The organism is Pseudomonas sp. PDM17 (assembly GCF_014851985.1).
Lineage (GTDB): Bacteria > Pseudomonadota > Gammaproteobacteria > Pseudomonadales > Pseudomonadaceae > Pseudomonas.
The window spans coordinates 1,072,641-1,098,361 of sequence record NZ_JACVAT010000001.1 but is presented as its reverse complement, the minus strand read 5'-3'; the positions used below and the strand labels follow the sequence as shown (position 1 = coordinate 1,098,361).

Annotated in this window: 20 protein-coding genes; 9 read left to right on the top strand and 11 right to left on the bottom strand. The window is 65.4% G+C overall.

All coding sequences use genetic code 11. The annotated features are described in order from the left end of the window. Positions 1–236: 236 nt before the first annotated feature. The 8 genes from IB256_RS05345 to IB256_RS05310 all read left to right on the top strand — a co-directional run bounded on the left by IB256_RS05345 (position 237) and on the right by IB256_RS05310 (position 9,132). Positions 237–1,109, top strand: coding sequence for a DUF1353 domain-containing protein (locus IB256_RS05345; protein WP_192401545.1), 873 nt, complete (start codon positions 237–239; stop codon positions 1,107–1,109). 61 nt (positions 1,110–1,170) lie between these two features. Next, on the top strand, positions 1,171–2,130 hold the full coding sequence (locus IB256_RS05340; RefSeq protein ID WP_045211803.1) for an AAA family ATPase: 960 nt from the start codon (positions 1,171–1,173) through the stop codon (positions 2,128–2,130). A 1-nt stretch (position 2,131) separates the two neighbouring features. Continuing rightward, positions 2,132–3,076, top strand: a complete 945-nt coding sequence (locus IB256_RS05335; protein ID WP_192290823.1) for a DUF58 domain-containing protein — start codon at positions 2,132–2,134, stop codon at positions 3,074–3,076. Further along, positions 3,073–3,570 (top strand): DUF4381 domain-containing protein, encoded by a 498-nt coding sequence (locus tag IB256_RS05330; RefSeq protein ID WP_192290825.1) that lies wholly within the window; start codon positions 3,073–3,075, stop codon positions 3,568–3,570. The genes IB256_RS05335 and IB256_RS05330 overlap by 4 nt, the downstream gene beginning before the upstream one ends. Then, positions 3,563–4,597, top strand: coding sequence for a vWA domain-containing protein (locus tag IB256_RS05325; RefSeq protein WP_192290826.1), 1,035 nt, complete (start codon positions 3,563–3,565; stop codon positions 4,595–4,597). The genes IB256_RS05330 and IB256_RS05325 overlap by 8 nt, the downstream gene beginning before the upstream one ends. Continuing rightward, the gene (locus IB256_RS05320) at positions 4,594–6,354 is read left to right on the top strand and encodes a VWA domain-containing protein (protein ID WP_192290828.1); all 1,761 of its coding nucleotides are present in this window, start codon (positions 4,594–4,596) and stop codon (positions 6,352–6,354) included. Before IB256_RS05325 ends, IB256_RS05320 begins: the two co-directional genes overlap by 4 nt. Further along, a complete protein-coding gene (locus tag IB256_RS05315) occupies positions 6,351–7,994 on the top strand; it encodes a BatD family protein (RefSeq protein ID WP_192401543.1) in 1,644 nt (547 codons plus the stop codon). Before IB256_RS05320 ends, IB256_RS05315 begins: the two co-directional genes overlap by 4 nt. A 37-nt stretch (positions 7,995–8,031) precedes the next feature. Further along, positions 8,032–9,132: a chlorophyllase/cutinase-like alpha/beta fold protein gene (locus IB256_RS05310; protein ID WP_192290832.1), complete on the top strand. Its 1,101-nt coding sequence runs from the start codon at positions 8,032–8,034 to the stop codon at positions 9,130–9,132. Between the two features lie 560 nt (positions 9,133–9,692). Here IB256_RS05310 and IB256_RS05305 read toward each other — a convergent pair. Further along, positions 9,693–10,109, bottom strand: coding sequence for a carboxymuconolactone decarboxylase family protein (locus IB256_RS05305; protein ID WP_192401541.1), 417 nt, complete (start codon positions 10,107–10,109; stop codon positions 9,693–9,695). 112 nt (positions 10,110–10,221) lie between these two features. Between IB256_RS05305 and IB256_RS05300 the strand changes: the two genes are divergently transcribed. Beyond that, complete coding sequence (locus IB256_RS05300) at positions 10,222–11,019, top strand: cyclase family protein (RefSeq protein ID WP_192401539.1); 798 nt, start codon at positions 10,222–10,224, stop codon at positions 11,017–11,019. 69 nt (positions 11,020–11,088) lie between these two features. Here IB256_RS05300 and IB256_RS05295 read toward each other — a convergent pair whose 3' ends face one another. From IB256_RS05295 to IB256_RS05250, 10 genes are all read right to left on the bottom strand, one after another. Further along, positions 11,089–13,470 (bottom strand): efflux RND transporter permease subunit, encoded by a 2,382-nt coding sequence (locus IB256_RS05295; protein WP_081519390.1) that lies wholly within the window; start codon positions 13,468–13,470, stop codon positions 11,089–11,091. Next, positions 13,467–14,567 carry a YCF48-related protein gene (locus IB256_RS05290; RefSeq protein WP_192401537.1) on the bottom strand — a complete coding sequence of 367 codons (1,101 nt, stop codon included), beginning with the start codon at positions 14,565–14,567 and terminating at the stop codon, positions 13,467–13,469. Before IB256_RS05290 ends, IB256_RS05295 begins: the two co-directional genes overlap by 4 nt. Before the next feature lie 286 nt (positions 14,568–14,853). After that, the gene (locus IB256_RS05285; RefSeq protein WP_081519388.1) at positions 14,854–16,221 is read right to left on the bottom strand and encodes a DUF1329 domain-containing protein; all 1,368 of its coding nucleotides are present in this window, start codon (positions 16,219–16,221) and stop codon (positions 14,854–14,856) included. 74 nt (positions 16,222–16,295) lie between these two features. Next, on the bottom strand, positions 16,296–18,263 hold the full coding sequence (locus tag IB256_RS05280) for a DUF1302 domain-containing protein (protein WP_192290838.1): 1,968 nt from the start codon (positions 18,261–18,263) through the stop codon (positions 16,296–16,298). Positions 18,264–18,751: 488 nt separating this feature from the next. Beyond that, a complete protein-coding gene (pepN, locus tag IB256_RS05275) occupies positions 18,752–21,409 on the bottom strand; it encodes an aminopeptidase N (protein WP_192401535.1) in 2,658 nt (885 codons plus the stop codon). Between the two features lie 144 nt (positions 21,410–21,553). Continuing rightward, positions 21,554–22,381 carry a DUF2797 domain-containing protein gene (locus IB256_RS05270; RefSeq protein ID WP_192290860.1) on the bottom strand — a complete coding sequence of 276 codons (828 nt, stop codon included), beginning with the start codon at positions 22,379–22,381 and terminating at the stop codon, positions 21,554–21,556. 13 nt (positions 22,382–22,394) lie between these two features. After that, a complete protein-coding gene (locus tag IB256_RS05265) occupies positions 22,395–22,655 on the bottom strand; it encodes a YeaC family protein (protein WP_138214994.1) in 261 nt (86 codons plus the stop codon). Between the two features lie 245 nt (positions 22,656–22,900). After that, entirely contained in the window at positions 22,901–23,767 is an 867-nt protein-coding gene (locus tag IB256_RS05260) for a rhomboid family intramembrane serine protease (protein ID WP_192401533.1), read from the bottom strand. After that, complete coding sequence (locus tag IB256_RS05255) at positions 23,764–24,744, bottom strand: metallophosphoesterase (RefSeq protein ID WP_138214996.1); 981 nt, start codon at positions 24,742–24,744, stop codon at positions 23,764–23,766. The genes IB256_RS05260 and IB256_RS05255 overlap by 4 nt, the downstream gene beginning before the upstream one ends. Further along, positions 24,744–25,631, bottom strand: a complete 888-nt coding sequence (locus IB256_RS05250; protein WP_017519352.1) for an NAD(+) kinase — start codon at positions 25,629–25,631, stop codon at positions 24,744–24,746. Before IB256_RS05250 ends, IB256_RS05255 begins: the two co-directional genes overlap by 1 nt. Positions 25,632–25,721 lie beyond the last annotated feature (90 nt).

Genomic DNA, 25,721 nt, shown 5'->3' with positions numbered 1-25,721 from the left:
GGTATAGACGGGCAGTGTGACCCTCGATTGACAGCCTCGACCGGCCGGTCATCGATCCCTCCGAGCTTATCGGGAGTCACCCGGCGCTGGCTTACGGGGCTGCGACATATTCGGTCAACGGCATGCAGGCTCCTCGTCCACGCGAGGACGACCGATTTCGCTGTACGATCGTTCCGCATCTGCCGCAGGAAATATCAAAGCGCTATCATGGCGACTCCTGCCCTGGAACGGACGCCATGCAACGCCACCCACCCCTGCACCGCCCGCTGCTGCGCCACCTGGACAACCTGCTGGTCACCCTGCTGGGCGTGGCGCTGCTGGTGCTGGCCTGGCTATTCCTCGACGAGGCCGTGCGGCCGCTGCTGATCGGCGCCGTCCCGGTCTATCTTGGCGTACTGCTGCCGCGCATCGTCGGCCGCGACGAGCGCCTGCGCCGTGTCGAAGCTGCGCGCGAACGCTCGGTGCGCGAGTGGGGCTTCTGCAGCCGCGACCGCAACGGCCCATGGATCAACTACATCGATTTCCCGCTGGTCTGCGAAGACCCGGTGTTCGACGGCCGCTTCTTCTATAGCGAGTGGCTGGTGGTGCACGACGGGCGCATCATCATCAACCCCGGCCCCGCCAGTGTGGACCTCACCGCCGGCACCGTCGGCTACGACTTCGGCTGCACCCGCACCTACGCCTGGGACGGCTGTTCGCCGAAAGTGCCGTTCTTCTGGATCGCCACGCTCGGTACGCCGGACTGGTGGGAACACCTGGAAAGCGTGCAGTGCCTGCGCCATGGCCAGCAGAAGGAGCGCGTGATGTTCTGGCCGGTGGCGCACCACGCCAGCCTGGTGCATGACGCGCTGTACCAGTTCCTCAACGTCGCCCCGGTGACCAAGGCCGAGGCGGACGAGCTGTTCCACCGCATGCTGCTGCGCGCCGGCATGCCACGCCTGGTGGCCTGGATCTATCGCTTCGCCGTGGTCCATGGCGGCGCGCGCGACATGCGCCGCCAACGCAACCCCAATACCTCGCTGCGCTGCCTGACCCCACTGCCCGGCCTCGAAGCCCATCGGGAACCACTAGCGCCGCACAAGGCTCGAAGCGCAGCGCTGCAAGAGTGAGGGCCGATGCAGTAAAGTAGGCGGCCCGACAGCCCCACCCTTCGTCCAGGAAATCCACGCGATGGAACATCGTGAGTCGCTCCTTGCACTGCGCCAGTATCTCTCCAGCCAGATCCTCGGCCAGGAAAAGCTCATCGAGCGGCTGCTCATCGCCCTGATCGCCGACGGCCACCTGCTCGTGGAAGGCGCACCGGGGCTGGCCAAGACCAAGGCGATCAAGGACCTGGCCGAAGGCCTGGAGGCCGAATTCCACCGCATCCAGTTCACCCCCGACCTGCTCCCGGCCGACATCACCGGCACCGAGATCTATCGCCCGGAAAACGGCAGCTTCGTGTTCCAGCAGGGGCCGATCTTCCATCACCTGGTGCTGGCCGACGAAATCAACCGCGCGCCGGCCAAGGTGCAGTCCGCCCTGCTCGAAGCCATGGCCGAGCGCCAGGTCAGCGTAGGCCGCAGCACCTATGACCTGCCGCCGCTGTTCCTGGTGATGGCGACGCAGAACCCCATCGAGCAGGAAGGCACCTACCCGCTGCCCGAGGCCCAGCTCGACCGCTTCCTCATGCACGTGAAGATCGGCTACCCGGAAGCCTCCGTGGAACGCCGCATCCTCCAGCAGGCCCGAGGCGAAGCGCTGCACGGCGAGACGAAGCCGGAGCGCCGGGTTACCCAGGAAGCCATCTTCGCCGCCCGCCACGAAATCCTTGGCCTGTACATGGCTGACGCCGTGGAGGAATACCTGGTGCAGCTGATCATGGCCACGCGCACCCCGGCCAAGTACGACGCCGAGCTCGCCGAGTGGCTGTCCTACGGTGCCAGCCCGCGCGGCTCCATCGCCCTGGACCGCTGTGCACGCGCCCATGCCTGGCTGGCCGGACGCGACTTCGTCAGCCCCGAGGACATCCAGGCGATGCTCTTCGACGTGCTGCGCCATCGCCTGATCCTCACCTTCGAGGCGGAAGCCGCCGGGATCGACCAGGACCGTGTGGTCCAGCGCATCCTCGACGTAGTCGCCGTCGCCTGACATGCACAACGTCCTGGCGCCCGGCGTGGCCGTCTCGCTCGGCGAGCTGATCGAGATCCGTCACCGCCTGCGCGAAGTCCAGCTGTTCTCGACGCCCTCGCGGCGCAGCCCGTTGATCGGCCTGCACCACTCGCGCCTGCGCGGCCGCGGCGTGGACTTCGACCAGGTGCGCGTCTACCAGGCCGGCGACGACGTGCGCACCATCGACTGGCGCGTCACGGCACGCACCCAGGAGCCGCACACCAAGCTGTTCCATGAGGAGCGCGAGCGTCCGGTGTTCGTGCTGGTCGAGCAGAGCGCCCGGCTGTTCTTCGGCTCCGGCCTGTGCTTCAAGTCCGTGCTCGCCGCACGCGCCGCCGCCTTCGTCGGCTGGGCCGCGCTGGCGCACAACGACCGCATCGGCGGGCTGGTCTTCACCGACAGCGAATGCCATGAGATCAAACCCCGGCGCAGCAAGCAGAGCCTGCTGCAGCTGTTCAACCTGATTGCACGCGCCAACAACGCCCTACTCGCCGGTTCCAACCTCAGCCACAGCGGCGACGGCTTCGGTATGGCCCTGCGCCGCGCCCGCGAGGTGCTGCGCCCCGGTAGCCTGATCATGGTGATGTGCGACGAGCGCGCGCTCAGTGACGTCGCAGAGCAACAGCTGTCCCTGCTGGCGCGCCACACCGACCTGGTGATGCTGCCGGTCTCCGACCCGCTCGACCACGCCCTGCCCGCCGCCGGCCTGTTGAGGTTCGCCGAGGGTCAGGCGCAACTGGAGCTGGACACCCACATCGACGAGCAACGCCTGGCCTACCGCGCCCTCGGCGAAGCGCGCCGCGAACGCTGGCAGCGCCTCGCCCTGCGCCTTGGCGTGCCGCTGCTGCCGCTGACCACCCAGGAAGAACTGGTGGAACAGCTGCGCAACCTGCTGGAACAGCACCAGCCGGGCTACGCGAAATGAATCCCCTCGACCAGTTGCAACCGCTGATCGAACCCGCCGCGGTGCCCTGGTGGCCGCCGGCGCCGGGCTGGTGGCTGCTCGCCGCGCTGGTGCCGCTGCTGCTCTGGGGGCTCTGGCGCAACCGCCAGCGCTGGCTGCCCAGGCGCAAGGCCAAGGTCGTCACCGAGGTGCCGCTGGACCCGCTGCGCGAAGCCGCGCTGGAGGAACTCAAGCGCCTGCCACGACCCTACGACCGAGCGCCGGCCGGCCCGTGGCTGCAATCGCTGAACGGCCTGCTCAAGCGCCTGTCGCGCGCCCGCTGGCCCGACAGCCACAGCCATACCCTGAGCGGCCGCGCCTGGCTGGCCTTCCTCGATACCCGCTGCCCGGCCGCCGGCCTGACCCGCTGGATGATCCTGGTGGAAGGCGGTTACCGCGCCGAGTGCAAACTGGACGACAAGGCCATCGACGGCCTCGCTGCTTCGGTGGAAACCTGGGTGCGCAAGCATGTTTGAGTTCGCCTGGCCCTGGATATTCCTGCTCGCACCGCTGCCCTGGGTGCTGCGCTTCATCCTGCCGCCGGCCGACAACGGCGAGGCGGCGATCAAGGTCAGCTTCCTCAAGGAACTCGAGGGCCTCGCCGGCCGCCGTGCCCGCGCACGCCTGCCGGCGTGGCGCCAGCAGGCGCCCTTCGCCCTGCTCTGGCTCTGCCTGCTGCTGGCCGCCGCACGTCCGCAGTGGGTCGGCGAGCCGCTGCCGATCCCGGCCACCGGCCGCGACCTGCTGGTGGCGGTCGACGTCTCCGGCTCCATGGACTACGCCGACATGACCTGGGACGGCGCGCAAGTCAGCCGCCTGGACCTGGTGAAGAAGCTCTTCGGCGACTTCATCGAAGGCCGCCGGGGCGACCGCGTCGGGCTGATCCTGTTCGGCACCCGCGCCTACCTGCAGGCGCCGCTGACCTTCGACCGTCACACCGTGCGCATCTGGCTGGACGAGGCGCTGATTGGCATCGCCGGCAAGGACACCGCCCTGGGCGACGCCATCGGCCTGGCGGTCAAGCGCCTGCGCCAGCGCCCGGCCGAGAGCCGAGTACTGGTGCTGATTACCGACGGGGCCAACACCGCCGGCGAGATATCCCCGCAGACCGCCGCCAAGCTCGCCGCCGAAGAACAGGTGAAGGTCTACACCATCGGCATCGGCGCCGACCCCAAGCAGGGCGGCGTCGCCGGGCTGTTCGGCCTCAATCCGGGGCTGGACCTGGACGAACCAACACTCAAGGCCATCGCCGAAAGCACTGGCGGCGAATACTTCCGTGCGCGCAACGGTGAAGAGCTGCAACGCATCTCCGACAGCCTCGACCAACTCGAACCGGTGGAGCAGAAGCCGACCCAGGCACGCCCGGCCATCGCGCTGTACCGTTGGCCGCTGCTGCTGGCCCTGCTGATCAGCGCGGCGCTGGTCGCCGGAACGTTGTGGCCGCCCGAGGACTGGCGCTGGCCCGCCTGGGTGACGCGCCTGCAGAAGGAGCGCCGGTCATGAGCCACGTCTGGCCGCACCTGCTGCATCCGCTCTGGCTGATCCTGCTGCTGCCGCTCGGCTGGCTGCTGTGGAAACTCTGGCACCGCGAACGCCGCGCCGGCCGCTGGCAATTACTGCTGCCCCCAGCCTTCCATCCGTGGCTGCTGTCCGGCGGCAGCGGCCGCCATGAGCGCCGCCCGTGGATCTACCTCGGCATCGCCTGGCTGCTGGCCGTGCTCGCCCTGCTCGGGCCGAGCTGGGAGCAGGTGGAACAACCGACCATGGAACGCAGCGACCCGCTGGTTGTTGTGCTGGAACTCACTCCGCAGATGCTCGCCACCGACCTCAAGCCGACGCGCCTGGAGCAGGCCCGGCACAAGCTGCTCGACCTGCTGCACAGCCGCAGCGACGCGCAGACCGCCATCGTCGTCTATGCCGGCAGCGCCCACACGCTGGTGCCGCTGTCCAATGACCTGGGCACCGCTCGCAACCTGCTGGACGCCCTGAAGCCCTCGATCATGCCCGAGCCGGGCGAGCGCGCAGACCTTGCCGTGGCCCAGGCGCGCCGCCTGCTGGACAACGGCGCCGAGGGCAACGGTCGCATCCTGCTGATCACCAGTGCGCTGGATGCCCGCGAACGCCAGGGCATCCGCCAGGCCCTCAAAGGCAAGGGCAAGGACCTGCTGCTGCTCGCCGTGGGTACTCCCGGCGGCGCGCCCATCGCCCAGGAAGACGGCACTTTCCTCAAGGACGACCAGGGCAACATTCTCGTGCCGCGCCTGGACGAAAGCTCGTTACGCGCCTTCGCCACCGACATGGGCGGACGCTTCCAGCGCCTGCGCGCCAGCAGCAGCGACCTGCGCTCCCTCGGCCTGCTGGACAGCACACAGGGGCTGCAAGTGAGCGAAGAGGATGCCCTGCTGCGCCTGCAACGTTGGGCCGATCAGGGCTACTGGCTGCTGTTGCCGTTACTGCTGCTCGCCGCCTGCGCCGGCCGTCGCGGCTGGCTGTTCAGCCTGCCGCTGTTGCTGCCACTGCTGTGGGCGCCGCCGCAGGATGCCAACGCCTTCGAGTTCAACGATCTCTGGCTGCGTCCGGACCAGCAGGGCCAGCGCCTGCTCGACGCCGGGCACCCCGCCGAAGCCGCCGAGCGCTTCGACGACTTCCGCTGGAAAGGTATGGCGCTGTACCGCGCCGGCGACTACGTCGACGCCGCCCAGGCCTTCGCCCAGGGCGATGAGGCCGCAGATCACTACAACCGCGGCAATGCCCTGGCGAAACAGAACGAGCTGGAAGCGGCCATCGACGCCTATGACCAGGCGCTGGAACGCGACCCCGAACTGGAAGCCGCCAAGCGCAACAAGGCGCTGCTCGAGGACCTGCTGCGCCAGCGCAAGGACAACCCCGCGGGCGATGGCACCGACCAGCCGCCGCAGCAGAACCAGGATCCCGCCCAGAGCAGCGATCCCCAGGCCGCCAAGCCGCAGGACCAACAGCAAGAGGAAGAACACTCCAGCGAACGCGACTCCCAGCCGGCACCGGCGGCGAAGAACCCTTCGCAGGAAGCCGACCGCCCCTCCGCCAGCCAGAGCGACAAACCCGGCGAGAATGCCCGCGAAGAACAGGAAACCAACCCGGAAGATGCCGGTCCACTAGGTGACGAGCGCCGTCAGGCCCTGGAACAGTGGCTGCGGCAGATTCCCGACGATCCGTCCGAGCTGTTGCGCCGCAAGTTCTGGTACCAGCAACAGCAGCAGCGCCAGGAACCCAACCCATGATAAGGCTGATCTGCCTGACCCTGCTCTGCCTCGCCGCCTTCCGCGCCGAGGCCAGCCTCACCGCCAGCGTCGACCGCGCGCGCCTGAACCAGGGCGAGAGCGTCGAACTGACACTGGAATCCGACGACCCCACGCTGTTCGGCAAGCCGGACCTGAAGCCGCTGGACGAGCAGTTCGTGGTGCTCGGCACCCGCCAGGTCAACCGCCTGACAACCCTCAACGGCAAGTCCCAGGCCACCACGCGCTGGATCATCACCCTGCAGCCGCGCGACGAAGGCAAGGTGGAAATCCCACCGGTCCACCTGGGCGGCAATGCCAGCGAACCGATCAGTCTCGAGGTGCTCAAGGCCGAGGACAACGCCGAGGGCCAGAAACTCGCCCCGGTGTTCATCGACGCCAGCGTCGACCGCGAGGAAAGCTGGGTGCAGGCCCAGGTGATCCTCACCCTGCGCATCTACCACTCCGTGTCGCTATACGACGACAGCAGCCTCAGCCCGCTGCGCATGAACGACGCCCGCGTCGAACAACTGGGCGAGCCGCGCACCTACGAGAAGGACATCAACGGCGTTCGCCACGGCGTGATCGAAGTGCGCTACGCGATCTTCCCGCAGAACAGCGGCACCCTGGAAATCCCCGGCCAGACCTTCAACGCCACCCAGGTCGCGCAACGCCGCAACGAGGACAACAACCCGTTCGCCCCGCCAACGGGCAAACAGATTCGGGTGGTCTCGCCGAGCATCCCGCTGCAGGTCGACCCCAAACCGGCGGACTATCCCAAGGACGCGCCATGGCTGCCTGCCCGCTCACTCAGCCTGACCGAGACCTGGAGCCCGCAACCCGAGGAAGCCAAGGCCGGTGAGTCGCTGACCCGCAACATCATGCTGCGCGTGGAAGGCCTCTCCAGCGCCCAGCTGCCGCCGTTGCCCATCAGCCTGCCCGAGGGCCTGCGCCATTATCCGGACCAGCCGCAGCTGGCCAACGAGGCCAGCGACCAGGGCATGATCGGCAGTCGCGAAGAGCGTGAAGCACTGATCGCCGACAAGGCCGGCCCGGTGGAGCTGCCGCCGGTGGAAATCGTCTGGTGGAACACCCAGGAGCGCCGCGTCGAGCGCACCAGCCTGCCGGCGCGCACACTGCAGGTCGCCGCCAACGCACAGCTCGAAGAACACGCCGAGCCCCCCGCCGCGCCCAGCGAAACGCCGGTCAGCGACACGCTGCTGTGGCCCTGGCAGCTCGCCTGCGCGCTGCTTAGCCTGACCACCCTGCTCGGCTTCGGCCTGTGGTGGCGCGCCCGTAGCCAGCCGGCGGTGATCCGTGTGGCGCAGGCCGGTCCCAGCACCCGCACGCTGCTCGACGAACTGCGCCGCGCCTGCCAGGCCAACGACTCCCACGCCACCCGCCAGGCGCTGGACGCCTGGGCCCGCCAGCAGCCGGAAACCCTGGCCGACATGGCAGCGCGCTTCGTGCCGCTGTCCGATGCGCTGGACGGCCTCAACGGCGCGCTTTACAGCGACAGCGAAAGCGGTCGCAACTGGCAGGGCGAAGACCTCTGGCGCGCCATCCGCACCCTCCCCGGCGCCGATCCGGACGCGCCGCCAGCGCCGGAAGCCAGCAGCCTGCCGCCGCTCTATCCACGCTGACAGCTATGCTGGAGGCATCCCCGCCAGAGGTGCCTCCATGCCCGCCCACCGGCTGATTCCAGCGCTGGCCGCCGGCCTGCTGCTGATCTGCAACTTGCTCCAGGCAGCCCCGCTGAGCGCTGCCGAGGTCCTGCCACCGACCCAGCCACTGCAGGGCCCCGGCGGCTCGAACTATGCCCACGCCGATGTGCGCCAGTCGCACTTCACCACCGACGGCAACGAGTACTGGGTGTTCACCCCGGACCGTCCTGCCCCGTCCACGGCCCCCGTCGTGGTCTTCACCCACGGCTGGAGCGTCATGCAGCCCGACCTCTACCGCGCCTGGATCGAGCACATCGTCCGGCGCGGTGCCATCCTCATCTACCCGCGCTACCAGGCCACGCTGAAGACGCCGGCGGCGGAATTCCTGCCCAACGCCGCCGATTCCGTGCGCCGCGCCCTCGCCGATCTGCAGGCGGGCAAACTGGGGGTGAAGCCGGAGCTGGAGCACGTCGCCTATGTCGGCCATTCGGCGGGCGGCCTGATCGCCAGCGGGCTGGCAGCCTCCTGGCAACGCCTCGGCGTGCCACAACCGCGCGCGCTGATGGCGGTTGAGCCGGGCAAGAGCAGCGGCCCGCGCTGGCGGCAGGTGCCGCTGGAGCCACTGGCAAACATTCCCGCCGGCACCTTGCTGCTGGCTGTTTGTGGTGATGAGGACGATCGCGTCGCCTGCGATGACGCGCGACGTGTCTACGCGGAAAGCAAGCAGGTCGCACCGCGCGATAAGGACTTGCTCCTGCTTCGCAGCGACCGCCACGGCAGCCCGCCGCTGCTGGCCAATCACGCAGCACCAACCGCGCCGCGTTTCGATCCGCGCTACCCGCCCAGCGACTCTTCCAGCTGGCTGCTCAACCGCGTGCAGGAACGTGTGAAGCAGCGGCTCAAGCAGGGCCAGCGTCCGGCGCACAACGCTTTGGCCACCGATGCGATGGACTGGTTCGGACCGTGGAAGCTGTTCGATGCGCTGTGCGATGCGGCCTTCTACGGCCAGGATCGCGATTACGCCCTGGGCGGCGGGCCGGCGCAGCTCTCCATGGGGCGCTGGAGCGATGGGACTCCGGTGAAGGCGATCCAGCGATTGTCCCAATCCGCCCCCTGACGGTTCGGGCGCATGGCGGGTTCGCGAGCAGGCTCGCTCCTACGAAAAGCCACCGCTCTGGCTCTGGCTCTGGCTCTGGCTCTGGCTCTGGCTCTGGCTCTGGCTCTGGCTCTGGCTCTGGCTCTGGCTCTGGCTCTGGCTCTGGCTCTGGCTCTGGCTCTTAAATACTTCCAGAGAAATGTCCGCACACTCCAGAGTGCCCCTTTCAGAAGGCCGAAGGTGATCGGAGTTTCAGGGGTTGAGCGACATGGATGTCGCGAGAGCGTTGTCGGGCCAGGGATGGCCCGTCAACGCGGGCCCCTGGAACTCCGAAGAACCGAGGGTACTTTTCGCGCAGCGAAAAGCCGGATGCCAGGGGCGAGACCTTTGCCTACTTTGGGTCTTTCCAAAGTAGGTCGCCCGAGGGGGCGAAACAAGATGCTTGGGCGTACGCCGAAGCGACGCTGAAACACCCAGGCCAACGCAGCAGACCTGCAACACCAGAGCAAAAAAACGTCGGCCCTGCCGACGGATCGCGGGCATGGCCCGCTCCTACAAGGTCAGCCCCTGGTCCAGTCGACTCAGCTGCCGCTGCTCTCCATCACCGCGCCCTTGAACACATCGTCCAGCGGCACCTGGTAGCCGATGGCAAGGCGGTTCGTTTCGTTGGCCATGGCCACCACCGCCATCAGCTCGCCGAGCATGGCGTCGTCCATCCCAGCCTTGCGCGCTGCGGCACCGTGGGAGCCGATGCAGTAATTGCAGTTGTTGGTGACACTGACGGCAACGTAGATCAGTTCCTTCACCAGCGGGTCCAGTTGCCCCGGCCCCATCACTTCCTTGAGGCTTCCCCAGGTCCGCTTGAGCGTCTGCGGGTGGTTGGCGAGGGCCTTCCAGAAGTTGTTCACCCAGTCGATCTTGCGGGTCGCCATGATGTCGTCGTAGACGGCACGGACTTCAGGACTGGCTTCGGCGTACTCGATGAGCTGGAAGGACATGGTGGCTCCTAACGGAAAGGAATAAGAAAAGCAGAATTCAGAATTGGATGGCGGAATGAACGATGGAGAAAGATAAGGCGCTTTCTCCCCTCCCCGTCAAGGAATCAGACCCATGCAACGCCTCCCCGCCCTGCTCTTCGCCGCCGCCCTGTTGCCCGCCGCAAGCCAGGCTGCCCAGCCCAGCCTGTGGGACACTTACGCCAGTCTCAAGCAGCACACTTTCGTCGACCTGACCCACTCTTTCGACAGCAACACGCCGCACTGGAAAGGCTTCGAACCCATGGGCCGCAAGACGCTCTACACCGTGGACAAGGATGGCTTCCAGGTGGAGCTGTACAGCCACGTCGGCCAGTGGGGCACCCACGTCGACCCGCCGGTGCACTTCCACAAGGGCCTGCGCAGCGTCGACCAGCTCGATGTGAAGGAGCAGTTCCTGCCGCTGGTGGTGTTCGACATCCATGAACAGGTGGCGAAGAACCCCGACTACGTACTCACCCTCGCCGATGTGAAGGCCTGGGAGGCCAGGCATGGTGCGGTACCGGAAGGCTCCTTCGCGGCGCTGCGCACCGACTGGTCCCAGCGCTGGCCAGACCAGGCGAAGATGCAGAACCAGGACGCCAAGGGCGTGGCGCACTATCCGGGCTGGAGCAAGGAGGCGCTGCTGTACCTCTACGAGACGCGCAAGATCACTGCATCGGGCCACGAGACCACCGACACCGATCCGGGCATCGCCACCAGCAAGGACGACTATTCGCTGGAGTCCTACATCCTGGGCACCAACCACTACCAGATCGAACTGCTCGCCAACCTCGACAAGGTGCCCGAAGCCGGCGCGCTGGCGGTGGTGAGTTTCCCGAAGATTGCCCAGGGTACGGGCTTCCCGGCGCGGGTGTTTGCGATTCTGCCGTGAAGGCGGCCCCTACGAAGAACATAAAAAAACGCGGCCCGAGGGCCGCGTTCTTTATTGCTCGAGCGTCGATCAGTGAACCAGGATCGAAGCCTTCTTCTGACGCACCTTCTCCGGGTTGATCAGGAAGCGCGCCAGCGCCGGCAGCAGCCACAGGGCGCCGAACATGTTCCAGAGGAGCATGAAGGTCAGCATCAGGCCCATGTCGGCCTGGAACTTGATCGCCGAGAAGATCCAGGTGGCTACGCCGATGGCCAGGCACAGGCCGGTGAACAGTACTGCTTTGCCAGTGGACTTCAGGGTCTCGTAGTAGGCTTCCTGCAGGGACAGGCCCTGGCGCAGGAAGGACTCCAGGCGGGTGTAGATGTAGATGCCGTAGTCCACGCCGATACCCACGCCCAGCGCGATCACCGGCAGGGTCGCCACCTTCACGCCGATGCCCAGGGTCGCCATCAGCGCGTTGCCCAGCACCGAGGTGAGGATCAGCGGCAGCACGATGCACAGGGTCGCGGCGAAGGAGCGGAAGGTGATCAGGCACATCAGCGCAACGCAGATGTACACCAGGATCAGGATGGTCAGTTCCGAGTGCTTGATCACGTCGTTGGTGGCGGCCTCGATACCGGCGTTACCGGCGGCGAGCTTGAACTTCAGGTCGTCCTTCTCGTTGGCCTTGGCGAAGTCCTGAACGACGGCCACGGCGCGGTCGAGGGTCTCGGCCTTGTGGTCGTTGAGGAACACCAGCAGGGGTGCCAGCGAGCAGTTGCTGTTGAACAGGCCTTCGGCGCGGCTGATGGAGTTGTTCAGCACGTCCTGGTTGCGCGACAGCGACTCCCACTTCAGGTTGCCTTCGTTCATGCCCTTGATCATCTGCTTGGAGACGGTGACCAGGGAGATGGCCGACTGCACGCCCTGGGTGTTCTCCAGGCGCCAGGCCAGCTCGTCGATGGCGGACAGGGTCTTGTGGGTGGAGCAGCCTTCGGCCTCGGACGCCACCATCACCACCAGCACGTCGGAGCTGGTCGAGTAGTTGCGGATGATGAAGTCGTTGTCCAGGTTGTAGCGCGAGTCCGGACGCAGCTCCGGCGCGCCCTGGTCGAGGTCGCCGATCTTCAGGTGATGACCCTGCCACATGCCGCCGGCGAACATCGCCAGGGCGATGACCACGGAGATCGGGGCCACGGACGGGCTGGCGAAGTTGGACAGCGCACGCCAGAAGGGATGGTCGCGCACGGCGTCTTCCTTGCTGCGCTGTACCGCCTTCTTGCTGATGCCGATGTAGGAAATGGCAACTGGCAGCAGGATCAGGTTGGTGAACACGATCACCGCCACGCCGATGGACGCGCCGATGGCCAGTTCGCGGATCACGCCGATGTCGATCACCAGCAGGGTGATGAAGCCCACGGCGTCCGCGAGGATCGCGATCATGCCCGGCAGGAACAGCTGGCGGAAGGTGCGGCGGGCGGCCAGCAGCGGGGTTTCCGCGTCACTGGACTGCAGGGCGATACCGTTGATCTTCTGCACGCCATGGGAAATACCGATGGCGAAGATCAGGAACGGCACCAGCATCGAGTACGGGTCCAGCCCGAAGCCGATGATGTGCAGCAGGCCCAGCTGCCAGATCACCGCCACCAGGGTGGTGGACAGCACGGCGATGGTGGAGCGCACGCACTTGGTGAACCACAGCAGCAGCACCAGGGTGATGACGAAGCAGATGCCGAAGAAGCCGACCACCATCAGCAGGCCATCGATCAGGTCACCGACCTTCTTGGCGAAGCCGGTGATGTGGATCTTCACGTTGGGGTTCTGCAGCTGGTACTTGTCGCGGATCTTCTCTTCCAGCTCATGGGAGAACTGGCGGTAGTCCAGCTTCATCAGCTTGCCCTGGTCCTTCGGGTCCGGGTAGACCTCCAGCAGCGGCACGTCGACGATGCTCGACTTGAAGTTGTTGGCCACCAGGCGGCCGATCTGGCCTGACTTGAGCACGTTGTTGCGCAGCAGGTCCAGGGCCTTGGCGGAACCGTCGTAGGTCTGCGGGATCACCTCGCCACCGGCGAAGCCTTCCTCGGTCACTTCGGTCCAGCGCACGCTCGGGCTCCACAGCGACTTCATGCCGGAGCGGTCGACGCCGGGGATGTAGAAGACCTCGTCATGGATCTGCCGCAGCGTCTCCATGTACTCCTTGGTGAAGATGTCGCCATTCACCGCTTCCACCGAGATGCGCACGGTGTTGCCGAGGTTGGCCAGGTCGTTGCGGTGCTCCAGCATGTTCTGGATGAACGGGTGCTGCAGCGGGATCATCTTCTCGAAGCTGGTGGACGGACGCACTTGCGTGGCCGACCAGGCGAGGAAGACGGTCACCAGCAGGCACGCGATGATCACGAACGGCCGGTGGGTGAAGATGATGCGTTCCAGGAAAGTCGCCTTGTCCTGTTGATGCTTGTTCAGAGCGTTCATTGCGGCTCCCCGGCTTTTTGTTGTTCTGTCAGCTCGGCGCCGGTCGCCGAAGCCAGGTGGATACCGCCCTGGCCGACCAGGACCAGGTTGCCATTGCCGGCCGCGCTCACGCCCGCGAGGGACAGGCGATCCGGACGGTTGACGACACTGAAGCTCACGCCGTCGTCCTTGCTCTCCAGCACGCTGCCGCCATGGCCGACGACGACGATGGTGCCGTCATCCAGCAGGCTGCCTTCGGAGAGGCCGAACTCCAGCTCGCCGCCGTTGGCGGTGGGCAGGCTGACCTGCTGCCAGGTGCCGCCGAAATCGGTGGAGCGGAACAGGTGGCCACGCAGACCGTAGGCCAGGACGGTGCCGGCCTGGGTGGTGCCGGTGGCGCCGAACAGCGAGCCTTCGTACGGGCCCTGGAGTTTTTCCCAGGTCTCGCCCCAGTCCTTGGAGCGGAACATGCTGCCCGCCTCGCCGACCACGAACAGGCCGGAATCCTTCACCGCCGTGATGGCGTTGAGGTGGAACTGGTCTTCGTTGTCCAGGCGATCGCTGACGTCTTCCCAGTGCTGGCCGCCGTCGGTGGTTTCCAGCAGCGCGCCATAGGCGCCCACGGCCATGCCGTGGTTTTCGTCCTGGAACCAGATGTCCAGCAGCGGCGCTTCGCGCTTGAGGTCCTCGAACTGGCGCACCCAGGTGGTGCCGCCATCGGTGGTGGCCAGGACCTGGGCATCATGGCCGACGGCCCAGCCCTTCTTGTCGCTGATGAAGAACACCGAGGTCAGCAACTGGCGGGTCGGCACGGTGGCCTGGGTCCAGCTCTTGCCTGCGTCGTCGGAATAGAGGATGTGCCCGTGATCACCCACCGCGACCAGACGCTTGCCGGCATGGGCAATGCTCAGCAGCAGGCTGCTGGAGGCCTTGGCGGAAACGATCGAGTTGGAATCACTGGCGGCGTCCGTCGCGGCAACGGCATGCAGCGGAGCCAGGGACATCATCAGGAAGGAAAGCGCGCCGAGCAGGGAAACCGTCTTGCGCGACATCGGGAAAGAGCTTCGCACTCCCGATACGGGCTGCTCGCTCGAAGTGCGCCACAGGGGCTCACGCATATGCCTTTACCTCTTTTTCTTATGCAGGCGGTATGTAGTTTGGAGCTATATAGCCAGCCTTTTCCGAGGCTGACAATTAACGGCACGTTATCTTTTGTTAAGCCCTGGCCGCCTCACTCGAAAGGATGACTGCGTTTTGCCATCTCAGCCGAAAGGCGCGCGGCTGGCGGCTTTCAGCGGGGTGAGCGGTAACACTTTTCGCCTTCGCCCTACAGGTTCTGGCGACTTTTCTGCCACAAATGAAAAAGCCCGCCGAAGGGCGGGCTCTTTCAGACATGACACGAACTCAGCGAGTGCCGCGGCGACGCAGTGCGGACGGGCTGAAGTAGGAGTCGTCCGGCACGGCCTGGCCGAAGTCGATGGTGCTCGGCTCTTCGTTGTCCAGGTTCTGTACGTGGTAGCGACGGGCCTGCAGGTCGTGGAAGGTATCCAGAGCGGTCCAGGTGGTGGGCAGCTCGTAGTAGTTCTTCAGGTAGGCCAGCGAGACACGCCACAGCTCGCCGCGACCGTCGTACTGGTCGACTTCGGCGGCGCCCCAGCTGTCTTCGTCCAGGAACAGCACGCGCTTGGAGTAGATGTGGCGCGAGCCCGGCTTCAGGGTGCCTTCGACGACCCACACGCGGTGCAGTTCGTAGCGGGTGTACTTCGGGTTCAGGTGACTGGGGGTCAGCAGATCCTTGTACTTAACCTCAGGGCTGGAAACCTTGTAGTTGTTGTACGGGATGTACATTTCCTTCTTGCCGATCAGTTTCCACTCGTAGCGATCCGGCGAGCCGTTGAACATGTCGGTGTCGTCGGCGGTACGCAGGCCGTCAGCGGCGGCGATCGGGGTGTCGTAGGCCAGGTTCGGCGCACGGCGCACGCGGCGCTGGCCAGCGTTGTAGCCCCAGGCCTGACGCGGTTCCTTCACCTGATCCAGGGTCTCGTGGACCAGCGCGGCACCACCGGCCAGGCGAGCCGGGCTCTTGGTGAACGACAGGTAGTAGAACAGCAGGTTGTTCAGGTCAGCGAAGCTCTTGCCCTGGACGTAGTACTTGAACAGTGCTTCCTGCTGCGAGGTCACCAGCGAGTAGTCACCGTTGCGCTGCACAGCCACTTCGGACGCACGACGCACGATGAAGGTGCCGCGGTAGCGAGCGATGTGGTTCCACACCGCCTCCACGCCGCTCTGCGGGATCGGGAACGGAATACCGCCGAAGGCATCGACGAAGCCGTTGCCGCCCTCGGCCAGCTTGGCGCTGGTGGCGTTCTTCAGGGTGTTGTCATACACCCACTGCGGAGCCGAACCACTGCGGCGGCTCGGGTACACCGGCATCTGGAAGGTGTCCGGGTAGGTGGCGAACAACGCCAGGGTGCCCGGGGTCAGGTTGGCCTTGTACTGGTCCAGGTTCGCCTTGGTGATGGTGTACAGCGGCTTGTCGGCGGCAAACGGGTCGATGTGGTGCTGGCCCGGCTTGTAGCCGGCCGGCGCCTGGGTGATGCCACCGGTCCAGGCCGGAATGGTGCCGGCGGCGTTGCCGGCCTTTTCCGCGCCCATCGGGGTCAGGGTCGACTGCAGCTTGGCCGCGTCCTGCGGGGAAACCGCTGCCAGGGCGCTGCCGGCCGACAGGGCCAGGGCCACTGCGGCGCCAACCAGGGTACGCATGTTGCGCATGTTGCTTCTCCGTGAGGTGTGCGCGGCGGGTACTTCTGAACCCCGCCGCGCGGCTTTCATAGGATCTGTTTTCGTTAGAACGAGTACTTGACGTTGAAGCCCACGTTGTCGCGGTCGCGTGCGGCGTTGTTCTGCCCGGCGCCGTAGAACTCGGTGTATTGCAACTCGGCTTCCAGGGCGTTCAGGTAGGTCGCCTTGACGCCCAGGGTGTAGGCCTTGCGGCCTTCGATGAAGTTGCCGGTCTGGTAGGAGTTGCCTTCGAAGTCGTCCTTGTAGACGGCGTAGGGCGAGATGTTCACACCGGCGAAGACGTCGTTCCAGGTACCCGACAGCAGCAGGGTGTAGCCGTAGGCGTTCTTGTTCACCTGATCGTCGCGGTCGTAGCCGGAGATGTAGGCGCCGTTGCTGCGACCGGAGTAGTAGCGGGTCGAACCGTCGTAAGCGGTGTACTGCAGGTTGCTGCCGCGCAGGTGCTCGGAAGCCAGCTCCGCCACGCCCATCAGCGAGTCGAAGGACAGCGACGGACCGAAGTTGTAGATGGTGCCCAGCGAGGTGTTGAAGGCCTCGACACGCTCGTAGTTGTGGATCTGGTCGCTCATCGAGACCTGACCACCACCGATGTTCACGCTCTTCCCGCTGGCCAGACCCGGAGCCTGGACCAGCAGGTCGCCGAGCAGGTCGTTGGTGGTGGCGATGCCGATCGGCAGGTTCGGGCGGTAGGCCAGCTCACCGAATACCGAGGCGTCGCCCACGGTGGTGTTGAAGCTGAGGCCGTACATGCGGATGTTCTCGACGTACTCGCGGCGGGCGTTGACCTGGTTGGCTACGTCCACGGAGGTCGCGCCGTTGACCAGGCTCAGCACCTGCCCGGCCAGGGCGTTGCCGCCGCCTGCTGCCGAGACCAGCTGGTCGTAGGAGCTGAAGCCGCCAATGCCGGCCAGCTGGTCGAGGTTCACGCCGGCGTAATCGCTGTTCAGGTCAGCGTAGATGGTCGGCTCTTTCGAGTGGTAGTTCACGAAGTAGAAGCCGAACTCAGTGGAGTTCAGTTCTTCGGCCACGTAGTGGAAGGCCACGCCGAACTGGCCATCGTTCTTGGCGTTGATGTCCTTGCCGACGTTGGCGACCTTGAACACGCCATTGGAGTCCAGGTAGCCGGTGCCCTGCAGGCCGCCCACATGGGCTGCCGACAGCTGCGGGTAGAGGGTCTGGAACAGCGGGTTGGAGAGCGCACCCACGGTGGTGTAGGCCGTGTTGCCGCCGTCGGCGAACAGATCGGTCTCGGAGAAGAAGGTACCGACCGGGTCGATGCGGGTCTCTTTCCAGTTCCACTGGTAGAAGGCGTCCATCGACAGGTTGTCGGTCAGGCCGATGTTGAAGCTCGCGGCTTCAACCGGCATCAGCACTTCCTTCAGTTCGGAGCCAGGCAGGCGGAACTTGGCGGCGTCCACCGGGTTGGTGGTGTTGACGCCACCGCGATAGAAGATGCCCTCGCCCCAGTTGAACACCTGGCGACCCAGGCGCGCGGTCAGCGGGTGGTCGGCCACGTCCCAGTTGCCATAGACGTAGGCATCGAGGATCTCGGCGCGGTTGCCGGCGGCGTCGCGGGTCTCGCTGGTGAAGCGGTCGCTGTTGGGGTAGGTCTGGCTCGGCTGCGCCGGATGGTTGTTGTCGTAGTAGTCGTTGCGCTTGTCCATGATCTGAGTGTCATAGAAAGCCGAGCCACGTACGAACAGGCCGTAGTTCTTGTAGGTCGCTTCCAGGTCGGAAGTGATCTTGTACACCTCGGAAACCAGGCCGGTGTCGAAGTTGCGGTTGCCGTCGTTGCCGTTGATGTCGTTGTTGGTCTTGTCCTGGCCCTGCACGCGCCACAGAGCGCCATAGGAAACGGTGCTGTCCAGCGAGCCGGTCACCTCGTTGTCGAGGAAGCTGAACTCCACGGCGGTCGCCGGGGCGGACATCAGCAGAGGCAGAATGCCTGCCAGGGCGAAGCCCGCACGAGCAGGCGCAAAACGCAAGACGGGCTTGCGAACTGGGATTTCCATTAGGACTCACTCCATGGACTGATCATTCTTTGGCGGTGCCGCCACTGCGGGCGGTTCACCGTTTTCAGCCGTTATTCCACGGCCTTGTTGTCGTCGATCTGAAGGAAACTCCCCCAAGGTGCTCGACATGCCTCCCGCCCCATCGGACGGGCAAAGGCTAAGCGGGGTCCGTCGGTGCAACCCCAGTGCCAACAGCACCGATGTATCCGATTCTGCTTACAAAAAATAAAGAATCTGCGCGCTACTTTTTGTGACTGGTCGTTCACTGATCAAATCAAGTGGCCGATTGCGCCATTTGCCATCCCTGATGGCGCAATCGGCCCCTGAAGGCGCGACGCAGACACATCGGCGTTTTTCGCCCAATATCACAAAGCGATAAGAATGATATCGGTTAATTTCGATAGGTAACAAAAAGGTGTTACCAACAAAAGTTGGTAACACCTTTTCGAAAGTGCATTGCGCCCCTGGAACGGAGCGCGGCGGGTGTGTTACGCGAGGCTCTTGCTGACTACTTCGTATACATCGCTGGACAGCTCGCCGGACGCGAGGATGCGCTCCAGCTCGGCCTTCATCAGCGCCTGACGCGCCGGCGCGTACTTGCGCCAGCGGGTCAGCGGGGTCAGCAGGCGCGAGGCGATCTGCGGGTTGAGCGCGTTGAGGGTGATGATCTGGTCGGCCAGGAAGCGGTAGCCGGCGCCGTCTGCGCGGTGGAAGTTCACCGCGTTCTGGTTGGCGAAGGCGCCGATCAGCGCGCGGATCTTGTTCGGGTTCTTCAGGGTGAAGGCCGAATGCTTCATCAGTTCCTGTACACGCTCCAGCCCGCCCGGCAGGGTGCAGCCGGCCTGGACGCTGAACCACTGGTCCATCACCAGCGGGTCGTCCTTGAAGTAGTCGGCGAACATCGCCAGCCCCTCGGCCTTTTCACTCTCGAAGGACGAGTTGACCAGCACGGCCAGCGCGGTCAGGCGCTCGGTCATGTTGTCGCACTCCTTGTACTGCTCCTGGCAGGCGGCGAGCACTTCGGCCTTGCCGCTCTGCATGAGGTAGGACAGCGCAATGTTCTGCAGGCTGCGGCGGGCGATATGCGAAGCTTCGGCGACGTAGGCGGTCTCGCGGGACTGCTTTCGGTTGGCCTGGTAGCGCTCCCACAGCGGCTCGTGCAGCGCCGCGCCGATCTGCTGGCGGGCGAATTCGCGGGCGGCGTGGATGGCTTCGACGTCAGCCACTTCGCTGATCTCGGTGAGGTAGGCTTCGCTGGGCAGCGAAAGCATCTCGGCAACCATGGCCTGATCCAGGCCGGTATCCAGCAGCAAGGTGCGGAAAGCGGTGATCAGGCGATCATCCAGGACAAGCTTCTCGCCACGCTGGTGCTGGCCGATCAGTTCCTGCAGGACCTGCACGGACAGCTGCTGGCCGGCCTCCCAGCGGTTGAAGCCGTCCTCGTCGTGCTGCATGAGGAACATCAGCTGGTCGCGGTTGTACGGGAAGCTCAGCTTCACCGGCGCGGAGAAGCCACGCAGCAGCGACGGCAACGGCTTCTCAGCCAGGCCGACGAAGGTGAAGGACTGTTCGGCCTCGGTGACCTGCAGCACGCGATCGCTGCCGTGGGCGTGCTCTTCGCCCTGCAGGCGCAGCGACAGGGCGTTGCCCAGCTTATCGATCAGGCCCATCTGCACCGGAATGACGAAGGGCTGCTTCTCGCTCTGCCCCGGCGTGGCCGGGCAGCTCTGGCGGAAGTTCAGGGTGTAGCTCTGCGCCGCAGCGTCGAAGCTTTCCTCCACCGCCAGGCGCGGGGTGCCGGACTGGCTGTACCAGCGCTTGAACTGGGTCAGGTCGACGCCGTTGGCATCTTCCATGGCCTTGACGAAGTCGTCGCAGGTCACGGCCTGGCCGTCATGGCGATCGAAGTACAGGTCGGTGCCCTTGCGGAAGCCTTCGGCGCCCAGCAGGGTGTGGATCATGCGCACCACTTCCGAACCCTTCTCGTAGACGGTCAGGGTGTAGAAGTTGGAAATCTCGATGAAGGAATCCGGGCGCACCGGGTGCGCCATGGGACCGGCGTCCTCGGCAAACTGGTTGGTGCGCAGGAAGGCCACGTCCTCAACGCGCTTGACGGTGCGCGAGTTCATGTCGGCGGAAAACTCGCTGTCGCGGAACACGGTGAAGCCTTCCTTGAGCGACAGCTGGAACCAGTCGCGGCAGGTCACGCGGTTGCCCGACCAGTTGTGGAAGTACTCGTGGGCGACGACACCTTCGACGCGCTGGTGCGCGGCATCGGTGGCGGTCTCGGCCTTGGCCAGTACGCAGCTGGAGTTGAAGATGTTGAGGCCCTTGTTCTCCATGGCGCCCATGTTGAAGTCGTTGACCGCGACGATCATGAAGATGTCCAGGTCGTACTCGCGGCCGTAGACCTTCTCGTCCCAGCGCATCGAGTTCTTCAGGCTGTCCATGGCGTGCTGGACCTTGTCGATGTTCTCCGGCTCGACATAGATGCGCAGGGTGACTTCGCGCTCGCTCATGGTGGTGAACTGGTCTTCCACGCACCAGAGGTCACCGGCGACCAGGGCGAACAGGTAGGCCGGCTTCTTGAACGGGTCCTGCCAGGTCGCCCAGTGGCGGCCGCCCTCTTCCGAGCCGCTGGCCACCGGGTTGCCGTTGGACAGGAGCACCGGATACTGGTGCTGCTCGGCCGACAGCGTGGTGGTGAAGCTGCTCATCACGTCCGGGCGGTCGAGGTAGTAGGTGATCTTGCGGAAACCTTCGGCCTCGCACTGGGTGCAGAACATCTTGCCGGACTTGTACAGGCCTTCCAGCGCAGTGTTGCTTTCCGGATGGATGCGCACGGTGCTGTCGACGGTGAAGGTCTTCGCAGTCGGCTGCAGGGTCAGGTGGTTCTCGTCCTGCTGGTACTGGCCGGCTTCGAGGGTCTGGTCGTCCAGCGCCACCGACAGCAGCTCCAGCTGCTGGCCGTCGAGCACCAGCGGCGGCAAGCCGTCGCCGCGCTCCGGGTTGCGGCGCATCACCAGCTGGGCGTGGACCAGGGTGTGGTCCTCGTACAGCTCGAAGGTCAGGTTGGTCTCGTCGATCAGGTACTCGGGCGCCTGATAATCCTTGAGGTAGATGACTTTCGGTTGCTCGGTACGCATGGCTTTTGGCCCCTTGGAAGGCGGCAGGCAGGATGGGCCGGCCGGAGGAATACTGACTCTAGCGATTGGAAACGGCGCGGGCGAGTCGGGAACGCATCTATCCCTAGATGCGTTCCTCGTGCCGAAAATTCAATGCAGGTTCGATCAGGCGCTGATGGCCAGTTGGTACGCGGTGAACTTGCGCACGTTGATCACGCCGGTATCGAAGATCAGGTACTGGCCCTTGATACCCTGCAGGGTACCCTCGACCACCGGCGTCTTGTCCAGATCGAAGCTGGTGATCTTGGCCAGGTAGGCCTCCACCGGGTAGCTGATCTCGATGGGTTGCATGTCGATCACCGGCTGGATCGCCTGCAGGCCGAAGCGCTGCTGCAGGGCGACGATGCCCTCGGCGCAGGCGTCGAATATCTGCTCGCGGATGGCTACCAGGTCCAGCGGCTCGGCTTCGCCCTTGAGCAGTGCGCGCCAGTTGGTGCGGTCGGTGACCTGGCTGCGCAGCAGGTCCTCGACGAAGCCGGACTGCTGGCGGGTCGCCACGCGCATGATCGGCAGCGCCTGGCGCGCGCCCTGGTCGATCCAGCGGGTCGGCACCTGGGTCGCGCGGGTGATACCGACCTTGGCCCCCGAGGAGTTGGCCAGGTAGACCACATGGTCGGTCATGCAGAAGCGCTCGCCCCACTCCGGTTCGCGGCAGGAGCCGTCCTCGTAGTGGCACTTCTCCGGGCTCATGATGCAGCTGTCGCATTGCGCCAGCTTGGTGAAGCACGGGTAGCAGTACCCCTGGGCGAAGCTCTTCTTGGTCTTGCGCCCGCAGTGGCAGCAGTTGATCTCGCCCAGGTACTCCAGGCGCACGGTCTTGCCGATCAGCGGGTTTACCGCGACTTCCTTCTCGCCGAGGCGAAAGGCGTACTGCACGGGGCTTTCCAGGCGCGCCGACATCTTGCTCAGGGCGCCGCGTCCAATCTCTTCCATCAAAACCCTGCCATCAGTGCAGCGAATTGGAGGAGAAGAGGATGTTCGGGATCGGCTCGGCGTGTGACTCGCAGGCCTGCGGGCCCATGTAGCCGGTACGCTGGTCCTCGGGAAGGTTGTCCATCTCCCAGGCGATCATGGCCTGCAGCGACAGCTCCTTCTGTTCCACGGACAGCTTGCGGCCGTCGGGCCATTTGCCGATTTCCACGGCCAGCTTGAGGCTCTCGTAGATTTCGGGGGTGATGTTCTCGATCATTTCGGCGAAGGACGACATGGGCCGGCTCCTGCAGGGGAAAAACGAAGCCGGCATTCTACCGGGCGAACGCGCTGTGCGCACGAACGCCGGTCAATCGGTTGCGCAGCTCCCGTTCATCCAGGGGCGCTTTCGTAGGATGGCGTGGAGCGAAGCGATACCCATCGATCCCAGCACCGACAGCATGGGTATCGCCTAGGCTCCACCCATCCTACGAAGTCGCCAGCCGGCAAGGATCGGCCGATGATGAAACGCCGCAATGCGGCTCAGCGCGCCGCGCGCCGCGCCAACAGCCCGCCGACCAGACCACTCAGGCAACCCGCCACCAGCCCGCCGACGTGGGCGCCGTTGGCGATGGAGCCGAAGCCGAGCAGGTCGATCACGCCCGACAGGCACACCAGCAGCCAGATCAGCATCATCGCCACCACGCCCTTGGGCAGGTGATAGGCAGGCGTCGGCGCCATGCGTTGGAAGATCCAGCAGTGGCCGAGCAGGCCGTAAAGCACACCGGACAGGCCACCGAACAGGCTCGGCCCACTGACGCCGTACTGCACCAGATTCGACACCAGGCCGAAGCCCAGGCTCAGCCCCAGCAGCATCCAGGCGCCCTGGCGATACTCGATGCGCCGCCCCAGTTCCCAGTACCACATGGCGTTCATCGCCAGGTGCAGCCAGCCGAAGTGGATCAGCATGGGCGTGAACAGACGCCACCACTGCCCCTGCGCCAGCGAGTCGGACAGCGGATAGAACAGCGCGCGGTCCTCGCCGACCATCTGGAAATTCTGGAAGGTGAACCAGCGCAGTGTCTCCGGAGAAGTGCCGAGCAGGGTGATGGCGGCCACCACGAAGGTCACCAGTAGCACCGCCGCCGTCATACGGCTCATCTTCAGTTGCTGGACGAAACCCGGCCCGCCGCGCTGGGGCTCGGCGTGCACGGTAAATTCGGGATCGCCCTGTGGATAACGCTGGTACAGACTGCGTACCTGCTCAGCCAGCTGAGAGTTAGGTACCCAGAGCACTTGCTCGCCGGACTCCTCGCTGACCCGGAATGGCACGTTCAGCCGCTGCAGCAGGGTGACGAACTGCCCGAGATCGACCGCCGCCGGCAACCGCATCGCTTCAATTGCGCTCACTCATCGCCCTCCGGACGCTTCACATCCACCCAAACGAACTTGTTGCGGTCCAGCCGCGTTTCCTCGTCCAGCCGGTAGGCCGCGAGCTTGCCGTACATCACCGCGCTGTAGTCCAGGCAGGCGAGGTTCGGGCGGATCGGTGCCGGGGTGCCGCGCCGCCAGTAGTGGCCGACGAACAGCAGCGGCTCGTCGGCGCCGTAGGTCAGCAAGCGCGACTTCTGCTCCTCGCTGAGGCGCTCGCTGGCCACTTCGTCAGGCAGTGCGTCGGGCTGGAACACGATATCGCCGTAGGTTTCCGGCGCGCGGTCTTCTTCCCAGAACTTGGTGCGGAAGAAGGCACGGGTGAAACCGTCGCTGCCGGTCAGCGTCAGGCCGTTGGGCAGGCGCATGTCGGTGCCGCGCAGCAGGCGGTCGCAGGCCTGCTGGGCAAAACTGCCCGGCTCGGCGGTGGCCATGAGGAAGGCTTCGTCGATGCGCCCATCAGGGAACTGCTGGCGCAGCGTGTCGATCACGTCGTGGTCCCAGCAGGCGTGGACCATGCGGAAACGCCCGGAATCGAGGAACAGCGGCATCTCCTGGAACCAGCCGAGGAAGTCGCGCCAGTCCGCCGGGTGGCCTTCGAACTGCTCCAGCGTCTCGCGGATCAGCCGGGCGTGGCGCGGCGTGTGCTCGCGCACGTACTGGCGACCACTACCCGGCGCGGCGGGCGTGGACCAGCCGAGCGCGTTGAATTCATGGTTGCCCATGATGCACAGTGCCTCGCCGGCGGCGACCATGTCATGCACCCGGTGCAGCGCCTCGCGGATGCGCGGGCCACGGTCGATGAGGTCGCCCAGGAACAGCGCCTGTCGTCGCGCATGTCGCCACACGCCACCCTGCGAGCGATAGCCGAGGCGCTCCAGCAGATGGTCGAGGGTGTGCGCGCAGCCGTGGATATCGCCGATCAGGTCATAGCCACGTGCGGGGTCGAGTTCCATCACTCGCTGCTCCCGAGGCGGCTGCCCCAACCCAGCTTGGTCCGGCAGACCTCGTAGTAGTTGTGGTCGATGGGGTGGATCAGGCGCAGCTTCTGCGGCTTCTTGCTCACCGTGACGGTGTCGCCTGGAGCGCAGGTGAAGTGGTTCTGGCCGTCGCAGGACACCTGCGGGTAGATCTGCATGTTCGGTGAGACGACGATCTTCAGCTCGCTGTTGCCGTCCACCACGATGGGGCGGCTGGACAGCATGTGCGGGTACATCGGCACGACCACGATGGCATCCAGCTTGGGATGCATGATCGGCCCGCCGGCGGACAGCGCATAGGCGGTGGAGCCGGTCGGGGTGGCGACGATCAGGCCGTCGGCCTTCTGGCTGCAGACGAACTGACCGTCGATGTACAGCTCGAACTCGATCATCCGCGTGGACTTGCCGGGGTGCAGCACCACGTCGTTCAACGCGTCGCCCTGACCGATGGATTCGCCGTGGCGGCGTACCAGCGCGTCGAGCAGGAAGCGGCTCTCGACTATGTACTGGCCGCCGAGGACTTCGGCGACCTTGGTTTCCAGCTCGTCGGGGCGGATATCGGTGAGGAAGCCCAGGCTGCCACGGTTGATCCCCAGCACCGGCACCTTATGCCGCGCCAGCGCACGTGCGGCTCCGAGCATGCTGCCGTCGCCCCCGACCACGATCACCAGGTCGCAGATCTCGCCCATGATCTTTCGCGAGCAGGTCTGAAGACCGTGGCCCGGCAGGACCTCGGCAATGGTGTCCTCGAGGATCACATGCAGGTGGCGCTCGGTGAGGAATTTCTTCAGCCGACGGATGGTTTCCAGAACCTGGGTGCTGCCCAGGCGGCCGATGATGCCGATATTGCGAAAGGGTTCCATGGGACTCCGGACGGCGTTGCGCTACTCGAATGGCGGAATTATGGGCGAAAGGCAGAAGCAGCGGCAAACCGCAGCGTGGCCGGAGCGGGT